We start from the raw sequence: 13,509 nt of genomic DNA, 5'->3' as shown, positions 1-13,509 counted from the left end.
GTGCCCGGCCAAACCTCTCCGCGCTGCACTCGTTTTTTTGCACAAGGCTTGATCTGACGTGTTTTTCGGCTCCCAATCCAACGTCTCAGACGATCAGAGCGCTGACAAGGAATTGCAGGCCTTCAAAGAAGCGGCCCGCAAAAAGGGACGCAGAAAATCGGTGCCGACCGTGCTTCAAATGGAAGCCGTGGAATGTGGCGCCGCTGCACTGGCAATGGTCCTGCGCTACTATGGACGCTATGTCCCGCTTGAACGCTTGCGGACAGAATGCGGCGTCAGCCGGGATGGATCGAAAGCATCGAACGTTCTGAAGGCCGCGCGCGGGCATGGTTTGACAGCAAAGGGCTACAAATACAGTCTTCCCAAGCTGCTCGACATCAAGATGCCATGCATCGTGTTCTGGAACTTCAACCACTTCGTGGTCTTGGAAGGCGTCCGAGGAAAGAAAGTTCATATCAATGACCCCGCGATGGGTCCGCGCACGCTGAGTTTTGAAGAGTTCGATGAAGGTTACACTGGCGTTGTACTCGAATTCGAACCGGGGCCGGAATTCAAGAAGGGCGGTGAGCGCCCAAAAGACCTGGCCGGTCTTTTCCGCCGTCTGAGCAGTTCAAAGACCGCCGTGACCTTCGTTCTGCTGGCCACCTTGTCGCTGGTTATTCCGGGACTGGTCATCCCGGTTTTCTCAAAAATCTTCGTCGACGAAATTCTGATCCAGAACCTCGACAACTGGGTCATGCCACTTCTTATCGGAATGGCGCTCACTGGGCTGATGCGCGGAGCGCTGACATGGTTGCAACAGATCTCACTGGTGCGGCTGGACACCAAAATTGCCCTGACGCAGGCGTCGGCCTTCCTGTGGCATGTTTTCCGACTGCCCCAAGGCTTCTTCGACCAACGTTTTGCCGGAGACATACTGTCACGCATAACGGCAAACGACCGCGTGGCCACATTGTTGTCTGGCCCTCTGGCAACCAATCTCGCCTCACTTCCGACTGTTATCTTCTATCTGGTAGTTATGTTCGCCTTTGACCCGATCATGGCGATGGTGGGCGCAGGGCTTGCTCTGCTGAACGTGCTGGTCCTCAGGTTGCTCAATCGGGTGCGTGAAGACGGCAGTCGCCGGCTGATGCAAGATCAGGGCAAGCTTGCGGGCACGTCAGTTGCCGGCATACAACTTATGGAAACTCTGAAATCATCGGGCCAAGAGGATGATTTCTTTGCCAGATGGTCCGGGTACCAGGCCAAGTATCTGGCATCCCGACAAGAATTTTCTTTCTTCACGACGATCTTGGGATCGGTGCCCGTATTGGTATCGGCGTTGATCACCGTGGCGATACTTTTTCTCGGCGGGCTTCGGGTGATGGACGGGGCGATGACCATCGGCATGCTTGTCGCGTTCCAGAGCCTGATGCGAAGCTTCACTGGCCCGATCGAGCAAATGGTCAACCTTGCGGGCAGCCTGCAGGAAATCAAAGGCGACCTTGCTCGTCTTGATGACGTTCTCAACCATGAGCTTGATCCACGGTCCGGTGTGCAGGACGAGAGAACGCCTGCCGAAGCGGCCCTCATGAAATTGAACGGACGGATCGAATTGCGCGACGTTGTCTTTGGCTACTCGAAAGCCGGGCCCCCTCTCATCAACGGGCTGTCGTTGGTGATTGAACCGGGTCAGCGCGTGGCCCTGATCGGCGGATCTGGCAGCGGAAAATCAACAGTGGCCAAGTTGATTACAGGGCTCTATGCGCCATGGAGCGGGGATATCCTGTTCGACGGCAAGCCCCTTAGCGAGATCCCACAGCGGGTATTTTCGCAATCACTCTCGACTGTGGATCAGGAGATTTTCCTGTTCGAAGGATCGTTACGCGACAACCTGTCGATGTGGGACACACTGGTGCAGGAGCGTGACATTGTGAACGCGCTACGCGATGCCGCCATTCTGGACGTCATCGAGGCACGCGCCGGGCGGTATGACACACTGGTCTCTGAGATGGGCTCGAACTTTTCTGGCGGACAACGCCAGCGGGTCGAAATCGCCCGCGCCCTCACGGTTAATCCTTCGATCCTCGTGTTGGATGAGGCGACCGCAGCGCTCGATCCGATTGTGGAAAAACAGATCGACGACAACGTCCGACGGCGCGGATGCACCAGCGTGGTTGTGGCGCATCGGCTTTCGACTGTCCGGGACAGCGACGAAATCATCGTGCTGAGCCAGGGATCGGCGGTACAGCGCGGCATTCATGAAGAAATGATCGAACAGGACGGGCCCTATCGCAGCCTGATGCAGGCGGAATAGGAGGTTTGAGAACATGACACAAACAAACATGGCTCAGACCGAAACTCATGACGCCTTTGACGCCGAACTGCTGGGAAAGATCACCGGCACGCGCATGGCGGTGGGCGGGCACCGTCCCTTCCTGATCGAAGACACGTCCAAAATCTGGCTCGTGCTGGTGGGATACATCGACGTCTACGCAATCGAGATGTCGGGGGATCAGGTGGTTTCGACCGGGCGGCACGTCATGCATGTCGGCCCCGGCGCGGTGCTGTTTGGTGTACCCAGCCTTGAACTGCCCAATGGCAATCGGCTGGCGCTGCGGGCTGTGGCGGCCATGGGTACGCAGCTTTATGAAGGCGATGCCGCAGATGTTCAGGGCGATGACTTCGACATTATCGTCGTGGACTGGATCGATACCTGGGTCGGGCTGTTGTCGCACGCCATAGTCCAGAACCGAATTCCGCGCAACGCGCTGGTGCTTGAAGCGGAACCAGCTCAGACGTTCTCAGAAGGCACTGATGCCTGCGCACAGTTTCAGGATGTGGTCTGGGGCACGCTGGATGATGGCGATGCCAAGTTTCTGGACCGTGACGACTGCCAGTTGGAGCAAGGCGGCGTAGCGGTTCCCATAACAGATCAGAGCTGGATCAGTTTTGGAACCGACAGCACGATCAGCTGCGCCTATACCCCAACACTTCTGTTCTTGGGCGGTCTCTGGGAAGCTATGGACAACTTCCATCGCTACTTCCTCCCGATCATCCAGGAAGAAATCGATCTGGCTCGTACCGAGGCGACCGAAGTACGCGCGGCACGGTTCGGACAGCGACAAGCGCGTTTTACAGGTGCATTGGCCACGCTGGGTAGCGTGTTGCGTCCAGACCTGGAGCACATGGCCGAGACCGGCGGAGACACCGACACCGGCGAAGACCTGCTTTTCACGGCGTTTTCCCACGTGGTGCGCAGCCAGGGCAGTGTGGCAAAGAAACCAAAGCATGGCACCCACCGCAAATGGGTTGACCGGCTCAAGGAATATGCCCGCGCGTCGGGGCTGCGTATGCGGCGAGTTGCACTGCGCGACAAGTGGTATGGTTCAGATGTCGGAGCGCTTGTTGGGTATTTGGACGAGGACGAAACACGCCCCGTCGCCCTAATGCCAAGCTCTGCCTCTGGCGACTATGTCATGATAGATCCGGCGTCGGGGACACGCACCAAACTGACCTGGCGAAACGCAAGCAAGCTAAATGCTTTTGCCTACATGTTCTATGTGCCCTTCCCATTGAAGGGGTTGGACGTAAAGGAAGTTCTCTCATTTGGTTTGCGCGGCATGCGGCGTGAATTGTGGCTGGTGCTGTGCTTGGGATTACTGTCCGGCTTGCTTGGCCTCGCCGTGCCGGTTTCAATTGGCTATCTGTTCTCCGACGTGGTGCCGCGTGCCGATCTGAACACGTTCACAGCGGTCATCGGTGCTTTGATCCTAACCGCTCTGGGCGTCTTCATCTTTGACATAACCCGAGGCTTCACCGTTTTGCGCGTGACCGGAAAGATGGACGGGCGCATTCAATCCGCTGTCTGGGACAGGCTGCTTGCGCTGCCTTTGGGATTTTTCAGAGACTACACTTCGGGTGATCTGGCTGACCGGGCCAACAGCATCAACTCAATCCGCGAAGTCCTGACGGGCGCCACATTGCAATCCGTATTTTCGCTTATTTTCTCAATCTTTTCCTTCGCGCTGCTGTTCTACTACTCTTGGGAACTTGCATTGGTCGCCACCGGGCTGATCCTGGTCGTCATCCTCGTGACCACAATTTTCACCTGGGCGATGATTCCGCACAAACAGGCTGCGTTGGAAACGATGGGCAAGATCGAAGGTCAGGTGTTCCAGTTTCTTGCGGGAATCGCCAAGCTCAGAAGTTCACATAGTGAAAGCCGCGCCTTTGCGCGTTGGGCGAAGCTCTATCAGAAAACCAAAAGCCACACCTACGCCGCGTCCCGTTTGAATGCCGGTCAAGAGGTTTTCAACGCGATGTTTCCAGTGGCTGCCTCGATCACCGTGTTTGCTTATGTCTACTACCAACTGAATGACTCAAGCATTGACGGTCCTGGCTTCACCATTGGTGATTTTCTCTCGTTCAATGCAGCACTGGGTCAATTCAACGCCTCGGTTATGGCCTTCGCCGCTGCCGCTTCGCAGATCATCGAAATAGTTCCGCTCTATCGTCGCGCCGACCCGATACTCAAAGCGGTGCCCGAAGTACGCAGCGATGCCCTCGACCCGGGAGAGCTGACAGGCCAGATCGAATTGTCCAACGTAACCTTCCGCTATGACCCGGAAGGTCCTCCAGTCCTTGACAACGTCTCGATCAAAATCCGCCCCGGGGAATTTGTCGCGTTTGTCGGCGCATCCGGGTCCGGAAAATCCACGATCCTGCGCCTGATCCTTGGCTTCGAACAAGCCGAAGCGGGCGGCGTCTATTTTGACGGGCAGGATCTGCACGGGCTGAATCTTGGCGCCGTGCGCCGCCAGATTGGGGTCGTTCTGCAGGGCAGCCGTCTTACTTCAGGCACGATCTTTGAAAACATTGTAGGGTCTACGCGGCTGACACAGGATGATGCGATGGAAGCGGCAATTGCGGCCGGGCTCGAAGATGATATCGAAGCCATGCCGATGAAACTTCATACCGTGGTTTCTGAAGGCGCAGGTACTTTTTCGGGTGGTCAGAAACAGCGATTGATGATCGCCCGCGCGATGGCGCAAAAACCGCGCATCTTGATCCTTGATGAAGCCACAAGCGCGTTGGACAACAAGACCCAGTCGATCGTGAACGCTAGTCTCGACAAACAGAACCTGACCCGGATCGTCGTGGCACATCGCTTGACGACCATTGTAAATGCCGACCGGATCATCATGCTGGAGGGCGGCAAGATCATCGAAGAAGGGCGCTACAGCGAATTGATGTCCCGCGATGGATCGTTTGCCGCTCTGGCGCGGAGGCAGCTTCTATGATCGACAGCCAATGGCTGGCCTTGATCCTGACCTTTGGCCTTCCGCTTCTGTTTGCACTCGATCTGACCCTGAGGCGACCGCGAAACTGGGCGGATTGGCTTTTGCGGTCGGCACTGCTGTTGAGCTTTTCGACGTTTTTGTTTCTCGGTGGCGCCGTTTGGTTGGCCATCGGATCGCAATGGCGATGGGTCCTGATTGTTCTGGCGATTGCCTCAACGATTTGGTCATGTCCGATCCGTCAATCCGCTGAAACACAGTATGTCCCGAGCAGATGGGGTGGGTGGATTTCACTGATCGCATTTGCTTTGCCAACAGCCCTGTTCCTGTCCAACCTTCTACAAATCCTGACAGCAGGAAATGTGCCCAACGATGCCGTCGATCTGGCCCTGCCGCTAAATGGTGAGCGCGTTGCTGTTATGCAGGGCGGTCAATCGATCATCGTGAACCACCATTTCACCACGCCGAGCCAGAAATATGCCGTGGATTTGATAGCACTCTGGCCCGATGGGCGACGTGCCAAGTCCCTTTCCTCTTCAAACCCAGAGGATTACGCAATCTTTGGAATGCCGGTGATTGCGCCGTGTGAGGGAGATGTTCTTGCAACACGCGACGGCCAACCCGAAACACCTATCGGAGGCGCGAATCCGCAGGCACCGGCCGGAAACTTTGCTCTGCTCACCTGCGACGGCATCACCGTTCTACTGGCCCATCTCCAGCCGGGCAGTCTGACTGTCGATGCGGGCACCCGTGTTGGCACAGGGCAGGAACTGGGGCGCGTCGGGAACTCGGGCAATTCGACGGAACCGCATTTGCATGTTCATGCCGTCGAAGGCCAGGTGGCCGATGTCACTGCGGCGATCTCGACCGCGTCTGCGGTCCCGATTACATTCGACGGGCTTTTCCTGACCCGAAACATGGTTCTGAGGTAACAGGGATATGACCACCCCTTCAAACTCTGCCACAGCATCCACGATTGAGGACGATGTTCTAGCCACGCCTGCTGCCAAAAGGTCTCTGGCCCCGCATTGCCAAAGCGTCGGCGACGTGCTGCGACTGGTCGCGCCGCGTATTGGCCCCGAGCTGGTCGATTCAACCGGCATGTCGCGTCTCTTTCACGTGGCCGATCAATTGCCCGCAGAGATGGCGCCGTTTTGGGGTCTTGAACTCCGACTGGGTGATCCTGTTGCACGCGCAGATATTCTTTGGGAAATTGCACAGGGCAACGGGTCGATCAGCGCACTTGCCGGAGACCACGTGCCGGGGCATCCATCCTCGTTGTCCGCTCCTGTTCTGAAGCGGTCTGCGTTCTGGGGCGATCTGTCAGCCTTTGCGCTGGACTGGCGCGAGGGGCTGCTGTGGAAACCAATGCTTGGCAACGTCTGGCTGGAAGTCGACAGCGCAAGTGCCGAAGGGAACCATTTGGAAAACTGTCTCGACAAACCCTGCATGTTTTGGGGGCCAAACAGACAGTCCAAAGGCACCGATCGCGCCCTTCTCGCCGCGTTGCCCGAGCTTGGACGTCGGTTCTTCCAGCTGGACATCGACAACAGCCATTTGGCGAAGTTTGCCGATGCGCTTCCCGAAGACGCCACTGTCTTTCAGATGGGTGTGATGGGGGCCCGGGACATTGTTGTCACCCGACTATGTTTAACTGGCCTGAATTGCGACGCCGCTATCGCATGGCTGGACCAGATCGGCTGGCCCGGGGACTTGGGAACTGTCGAGACCGTCTGGCGGAAGTACGTTGACCCATTGGGCGACGCTGCTCTCAATATCGACCTGATGCCGGATGGCGTCGGACCCAAGCTGGGCGTCGAACTATATGCAAAGGAAAACACCTTCTCGACCCAACCATGGGAATCTGCTTTCAGCCAGCTTCAATCTGCAGGTCTGGCGCGGCCCGGGAAGATCAGCGCGCTGCGGGATTTGCCGTTTCTTGAACACTATGTGTTACCGACTTGGTCCCCTGACGGCCCGCAAATGATTTATCCTGCGCTCTCGTGCAACTTGCACCATCTCAAGCTGGTCATCGTCGGAGCCGAGGTCACCGAGGCCAAAGCATATGTCGGTGTGTTGCGTCCGCCTTTCAACCAATCGCCGACCCAAGGCGGCGAGGCCGAAGGTGGCGGCGGTTGGCGGTAAACGGGTCGTAAAGAAACGGCGGCCAAAAGGGCCGCCGGATCAATTTCAGAATTGATTGCCAAACTACGCGATCTCGACATCCCGCAGTGCTGGATTTTCCGCTTCCTTCCTGGTGCGGTAATCCTGCGTAATCGCCATTTCGCAGAGATACCCATTGGAGAACAGGTTATCGAGTATTGCCATAGCCGCCATCGGACCGATTTCCGGATGATCGGACAGATGATCAAACACTTCGCCATAGGTAAGCGTGCCTTCGGAAATCAACGCGCCAGTGACCAAATGCAATGTTCCACGCCGGAAATCGCGCCGGGTGGTCGGGGATATCAGGGTGAACCCGTCGTCCTGCTCGACGAATTTCAGATCGTCGCGCCACGTCATGGGCATCTCCTGATAGGGCCCGGTTACCATCGACCGGGCTACCATCTTTTCTAGCACCCGTTTGAAGTCCTCTCCGTCTTCAAATGTCGCCTTGTCGAACACGCGATAGCCATAACGATTTTCCAGCGTCGTATAGCAAGGGCTGATCAATTGAACGGACCGGTTGACCATGTTGACCAAAAGACCAGAGACGCAGGCAATCGAGCCTTGGGGCACGTCAAATCCGTCGGGCGGATTGTCCGTGTCAATATTTCGCAAGTCGTCCGACTCGACCAGCTGCTGCAGCATACGCTCGCGGCCCCCGGGCACCTTGGCACGGAAAACTTCAGCGTCAGCCTGCTGCATCAGAAGGATCGTGTCGCGCATTTCCGAAGGCGTGAACGTTTTGTGCAGCCGCCGCATGATGTTGCGTGACAGGACGCTGATACGCGGCCACGGCGCCGGAACTTTGCTGTAAAAACCGATCAACTCGCCGACCCAGTCTTCCTTGGCACGCGCTGTCGCGGTGCACAAAGACGCACCGGTAATCGAATGCCAGATCTCCAACAGTTTCACGTAGTGCGGATTATCATGGGGTTCCGTGCTCCAGTACAGCATCCCATGTGCGGCTGGCCACCCCAGCACATCAGCCATGCCCTGCGCGACCCCTGCCACCATCGCTTGGTTTTCCGGTACTGAAACGTCATATACCGTTTGCAGCTTCGGCGCATCGAAAGCACAGAAATGGCAGCCCACAGAACACCCAACGGCCATCTCGACGGCATGACAGGGATGATCGATATCCCAGCCGTAGCTACCAAGTTCATTCCGTGTGGTTGCGATACGACGTGCGCGCCAAACCGTGTATTCTTTGCTCAGCGACGGCGTAGTTAACACCATTTTCTTCTGAACAAAGCCAATATTCTCGCGCCGAAACCGCCACAAAAACCACGCGCGCAAACGCGGATAACGCGCCAATGTCTCGTGAATATCGGTCGGCAGTTCTTCGAAACTGTCCACCGGAAACGCGTGGTGACTGAACTCGGCGTTGAAGCTCGGCCGCTCCCACAGCAGGGCAAGCTCTTCGGGTTCAAATGTCACCCCGATGTCTTTCAGCATCTTACGCTGGTCGTCAGAGAAATTGCCGCCGTCATCCAGTGCTTTGCGGAAATCACGATCGCCCTCATAACACTCGATGAAGCGCTTCACCTGGCAGAGGCTTTCCATCTCTTCAGGTGAAAAGTCGCTAAGCGTGTCGACATAGCGGTTACGGTTGCGCATTTCTACGTTGGATTCTCCCCGTCCGGTCTCGATCATGCTGGTCAAGATATCGCTCCTCTAAGAACCGTGTTACGATCATAGTTTCGCACTATTCCACGCGACACAACCTAAAATAGTGCTTTGTCGAATTTGAGCTTGGGGGCCAGGATTCGAGCAGCAAAGAAACTATGTGTAGGATCGCTGAGATCGAACCCGAATACAGGGCCACGACCATTTTTCTCAAGCGCATCCACAATCCTTCTGATCGCGATGTCCGACCCTTGTCCCGGATCCAGGTAAGGGGCTTTGGAAATCGTGGCCCAGGAAGTATCGGGTTTCAGGGTTCGAAAAAACGCGAAGACCGGGCTCGTCGCAGGACCTTCCACCGCGTGGACAGGCTTGCGCAGAATATCGTCGCGGGCGCCATGGATCATGCCAAGTCTGGACTGAGCGGCTTCGGTGATGGCACGGTGAAGAGCGATATGCGGCTGCGCATGACATCCCCACCCGACATTGCAACTCGTCCGGGCGGAACCAGAGCCTTGATCTAACAAAACAGCCCAGATGACGGGCAGATTCACTGCGCCTGGAAGCGCGAACAGTCGCATCTCGGAACCCGTTTCGTGACAACGATCAAGGATCAGTCGCGCAACCGGGTCATCGACGCTATCGGGGTCGATGATCTGCGCTCTTTGCCGTAGCAACAGCTTTCCATTCTGTCGAACGGCACACATCGCGTCGCGCTCAATGACCTCGTAAAGCCCGTGCAGATAGGCCTCGGCCAACGAATTCCCAGAGGCGAGACCATTCGAACTGGTGTCATAATACCCAGGTCTGCGCAGGAAATAGACAGCGCTTGAGGGCGCAAAACACGGTTGGCTGTCGCACAGGTTTACACCCAGGATCCATTCCCCCGCAAACCCATCATCATAGTATCGCGGCAACAGACCCGGTAGCTCATGCGGGCGCAGGATGCGGTTTGCCCCTCCACTCCGCTCGTTCGGAAGGGATCGGCTCGAAGCCTGCCAAATCTGGCTGGGCAAAGGGTGTTCAGCCCGATGTAACTCGCAGGCCTCCATTGCGGCGGACACGCGCGCAGCGGCATCGGACAGCCCCTTGCCATTGGACACCTGAAGCACCATGCCACCTGGGCGCACGGCGACCCAGGACGGAACACCCAGCACATCTAGAGGCGTGATGGAGGCGACGCGGGTCACACCGCATGACTTCAGATCAGGTTGGATACGGGTCCAAGTTTCTTCCGCCGAATACTTACGCATTTGACCCAGTTGGCGTGAGTGTTTCGACAGTCCTGCTGCGAAGTGAAGTCCACTCAGATCATGCGTGCTGGTGTTCATGGTCTGGTCCGCTCGAACAGCTGATTTCCAGCGGTTGATGTATCGAGTAGGGCGACGTCCTCATGCCAGTCCACAGCCCCAAAAAACAACGGACCCTGTTGCACGAGCCAAGCGGCAGTCGCAGTTACCTCTTTCGCCGCATCCTCAGGCGGGACCACGCCAGAGCGCGCTGCCCAGTCAAGTAAGACTGCCATTTCGGAGGGCACCTCAGGACCGAAGCGACCTATCAAATTCAGATCTTCAACGGGTCGCCGCGCGATCCAATCGCTTGTGGCGTAGCCCTGAAAAATGGATGATAGCTCGTCAAACCGCACCCCATGCAATGCAAGCCAGCATTCTTGGTTTTGCCCGTTCGCCTTCGCATGTTCGCTTACGGCTTGACCTGCAAACCGTGAAACCTCCGCCTCGTTCGGGCCTTGCCGCGTCAATGCACACCAATCTTGAAGAAACCAATGACGTCGACTCAGTCGCCACGCCTCGGACAAGACTCCGGGCTGTTCGGCACGGGCCTGCAACTGCGCACTCAGAGACAACGGCCGGCCTTCTGGCCCATTCACAAGGCGCGATAGCCGCGGTTCAACATCAAGCAGCGCCGGGCCGGGGATTGGCCACAGGTCAGCCTTGTGGGCACCCGCAGGCCCGCTATCGGCCAACAGCATCAACGCGGCCCTTGCATCCAAGGTTTTCAATCGGGTTCGGTTCGCCAGTGAGTGCCTCAACTCTGCGCCGTTTAACCCCAACCGGTCGGCCGCAGCGACGATCCGTTCCACGGTTCGATTCACATGCCCCCAGGATTTGACCTGTGCGATCAGATTGCCAGTCTGAGGTTCATTTCCAAATATCTCTCCTACCACCCAACGCAGATCAACCAAAGGAACGGAAAGTTCGACATACCCCATCTCAGCTGGGCCGTGACTTAGTGCCACTTCGTCATCCCCTTCGATCTCGCCGTTTTCGAACAGTCGAAAGACCTCTCCTAATCCGACCATGCCATAAGGTGCCAGCTCTAACGCCCGCAACGCTCCCATGCTTGATGTTCCAAAAATCTCGATACCAGCGTGAAGCGCCGAAAGGATTTCTCGCTGCCAGACCGGTGTCTGCGCGTGAAAAAAACCATCGATGATCAAGACCCGGGCGGGCGGGCGGGCCAGAACAGCATAGAGATCGCCGAATTTGATTGGTGGTCGAATAACCGCTTCGGGGTGCAGCGCAACCGCCTTTGGCAAAGATAGGGATGGTCCCAGAAAGACAAGATCCCGACCCGAGAGCATCTGACTTTCCTGCACTGTCATTTTCTAAACAGTCGCCTGGTGCGCGTCGGCTTCGACGCTTGCGGCTAAATAGGCTGGGCCACAGATTTCTTGCGCCATCTGCGCCAATTCCGACCTGGATATTCCTTGCAGAATATCCGGGCCCGGCGGGCTGATATTGGCATGGCTTTCCGTTGTGATGTGCTCTTCTGTGATGCCAGCCAATTGGGCCAAATCTCCACGCCGCCGCCCAAGATCATGCGTGTGTAAGACAAGCCGGCGTTGCGGTGGAAGAACTTCGAGCGTGCGCGAAGTGGCATCAGCCCAATGACCAAGAAACCGTTCCGCAACCTTCGGCATGAAACGTTCGCGCGCGTCTTCCGTGGCGATTTCCGCCCAATCAAAATGGCCAAACAGGAGTTGGCCATACGCCTTCATCCAGTCTGGCGGGGTGCGGCCTTTGGCTTGAAACCCGTCATGCCAGCGCAGCAGCATTTTTAGATAGCTTTCGAACCACTCCGCAGGCGGCCTGATAGGCAACACAAAGCCAGCGTCTGGGCACTGGGTCACCAATTCCGGCGCTGCGAGATGCAAGAAACTGGCAGCATCCATCTCCAACGCGCTTTCGCGGTCGCGCCGGGCCAAAAAAGTAGCCAGGTCTGAACCCGGTATCTGACCGGTCAGTGCGTCGATGGTTGCTTTCTCGGCATATTCATTTGCTGCGCGCATGGGGCGGAAGAGCGTAAACAGAGACGTCGTCCCTGATCTGGGCAACCCCATGCACATCAAATGAAATCGGCGTTTTGGCCAATTCACAATCAAAGGAACCGAAAGGGATACCGCATCGCAGTTTCGCAAGGCAGCCCGAATTACACCGGGCAAGACAATCGGGTCTGCGGTGTCTTCTTCGGCCCGCTGTGCAACATCCTGTGCAAACAAAAGACCACTTTGCTCTCTCAGTCCTTTTGCAACCGAAACCGCATCCAGCACCATCGTGTACCACAGGCATGTTTGCCCGCGCCCGGCCATAAGAGCTGGAACGAGCGACTCAAAAAAATCGTAAACCTGACCTTCGCACCAAGCCAATTTTGCACTGCGCCATGCGGTTATCTCGTCATAGATGCCCAAAGCGGCAACCTGTTTAAGCCCCGGCATCACCAACAGATACTGTCGCGCCTCGGCCTGAGACATTGACTGCACGATAGCTCCGATTTCACTACAGATCCGGCAGGTCATGGCCGAAGCGAGGTCGGGTCGGATTTGCTTAGCGAGGTTCGAAGACCACCCGGTGCCGAAGGGCAAATCCTCGCCACCGCCATGCAGATAAATCAAGACTGCATCCGTGGTCTGAAGCGCAGTCGAAACATCGCCTTTTGCCGCCTGAACCCGCGCCCAAAGGTGAAGTGTATGAATGCGCCCGATATGCATCAGGTCATAGCCAAAGTCCTGCTCTAGTCGCGTATCATCCGCCATGGCCCGTTCCAGCCGGGCCTCTGCAGATTTCAAATCACCGAGCCGGACGTCGTAGAAGGCCATGGCCTGCTCGATCCAGCTTTGCGAAAGGGCGTCCAATTCCGGATCCGTGTCGGCGAGCGGCGCAGCTAAGCGCTGCGCCTTGGCAAAGACCTCGCCAGTTGCGTCGGTTCCCTCGCGATGAAGCACCGATACCGCCTCTCGCACCGTATCGCGAACTGTTTCATAGCTGACCAATCTGTCTGCCGACAGTTTCTCTGCTATCTGGGCTTGCATCAAATCGGCAAAAAGCTGACCCTTGGGTCCGGCCTCCATGGCGGCAGGCAAACTCCATCCGACACGGGTTGCGCGGACAATATGTACCAGCCAGGTTGCAATGGTTTTCAT

Annotated in this window: 8 protein-coding genes; 4 read left to right on the top strand and 4 right to left on the bottom strand. The window is 56.9% G+C overall.

Annotated elements, in window-relative coordinates; genetic code table 11:
- Nucleotides 1–58 precede the first annotated feature (58 nt).
- From D9K61_RS16185 to D9K61_RS16170, 4 genes are read left to right on the top strand one after another with little or no spacing between them, the layout of a single operon-like run.
- The gene (locus D9K61_RS16185) at nucleotides 59–2,296 is read left to right on the top strand and encodes an NHLP family bacteriocin export ABC transporter peptidase/permease/ATPase subunit (protein WP_216825826.1); all 2,238 of its coding nucleotides are present in this window, start codon (nucleotides 59–61) and stop codon (nucleotides 2,294–2,296) included.
- A 13-nt stretch (nucleotides 2,297–2,309) separates the two neighbouring features.
- Nucleotides 2,310–5,282: an NHLP bacteriocin export ABC transporter permease/ATPase subunit gene (locus D9K61_RS16180; RefSeq protein WP_120634237.1), complete on the top strand. Its 2,973-nt coding sequence runs from the start codon at nucleotides 2,310–2,312 to the stop codon at nucleotides 5,280–5,282.
- Complete coding sequence (locus D9K61_RS16175; RefSeq protein WP_120634236.1) at nucleotides 5,279–6,211, top strand: M23 family metallopeptidase; 933 nt, start codon at nucleotides 5,279–5,281, stop codon at nucleotides 6,209–6,211. Before D9K61_RS16180 ends, D9K61_RS16175 begins: the two co-directional genes overlap by 4 nt.
- 7 nt (nucleotides 6,212–6,218) lie before the next feature.
- Nucleotides 6,219–7,424 (top strand): hypothetical protein, encoded by a 1,206-nt coding sequence (locus D9K61_RS16170; RefSeq protein WP_120634235.1) that lies wholly within the window; start codon nucleotides 6,219–6,221, stop codon nucleotides 7,422–7,424.
- A 63-nt stretch (nucleotides 7,425–7,487) separates the two neighbouring features.
- Here D9K61_RS16170 and D9K61_RS16165 read toward each other — a convergent pair whose 3' ends face one another.
- The 4 genes from D9K61_RS16165 to D9K61_RS16150 form a co-directional block, all read right to left on the bottom strand.
- Nucleotides 7,488–9,107: a hypothetical protein gene (locus D9K61_RS16165; RefSeq protein ID WP_162946939.1), complete on the bottom strand. Its 1,620-nt coding sequence runs from the start codon at nucleotides 9,105–9,107 to the stop codon at nucleotides 7,488–7,490.
- A gap of 62 nt (nucleotides 9,108–9,169) precedes the next feature.
- A complete protein-coding gene (locus D9K61_RS16160) occupies nucleotides 9,170–10,399 on the bottom strand; it encodes a YcaO-like family protein (RefSeq protein ID WP_120634233.1) in 1,230 nt (409 codons plus the stop codon).
- Nucleotides 10,396–11,691: a TfuA-like protein gene (locus D9K61_RS16155; protein WP_120634232.1), complete on the bottom strand. Its 1,296-nt coding sequence runs from the start codon at nucleotides 11,689–11,691 to the stop codon at nucleotides 10,396–10,398. Before D9K61_RS16155 ends, D9K61_RS16160 begins: the two co-directional genes overlap by 4 nt.
- 3 nt (nucleotides 11,692–11,694) lie before the next feature.
- Nucleotides 11,695–13,509, bottom strand: a complete 1,815-nt coding sequence (locus D9K61_RS16150) for a sulfotransferase (protein ID WP_120634231.1) — start codon at nucleotides 13,507–13,509, stop codon at nucleotides 11,695–11,697.

Source organism: Ruegeria sp. EL01 (assembly GCF_900313035.1).
Lineage (GTDB): Bacteria > Pseudomonadota > Alphaproteobacteria > Rhodobacterales > Rhodobacteraceae > Ruegeria.
This window is presented reverse-complemented; position numbering and strand designations above follow the sequence as displayed.

What these genes read in the sequence shown, in the direction of transcription:
- D9K61_RS16160 (WP_120634233.1), bottom strand. Translation starts at nt 10,399, where the DNA reads ATGAACACCAGCACGCATGATCTGAGTGGACTTCACTTCGCAGCAGGA.
- D9K61_RS16170 (WP_120634235.1), top strand. Translation starts at nt 6,219, where the DNA reads ATGACCACCCCTTCAAACTCTGCCACAGCATCCACGATTGAGGACGAT.
- D9K61_RS16180 (WP_120634237.1), top strand. Translation starts at nt 2,310, where the DNA reads ATGACACAAACAAACATGGCTCAGACCGAAACTCATGACGCCTTTGAC.
- D9K61_RS16155 (WP_120634232.1), bottom strand. Translation starts at nt 11,691, where the DNA reads ATGACAGTGCAGGAAAGTCAGATGCTCTCGGGTCGGGATCTTGTCTTT.
- D9K61_RS16175 (WP_120634236.1), top strand. Translation starts at nt 5,279, where the DNA reads ATGATCGACAGCCAATGGCTGGCCTTGATCCTGACCTTTGGCCTTCCG.
- D9K61_RS16150 (WP_120634231.1), bottom strand. Translation starts at nt 13,509, where the DNA reads ATGAAAACCATTGCAACCTGGCTGGTACATATTGTCCGCGCAACCCGT.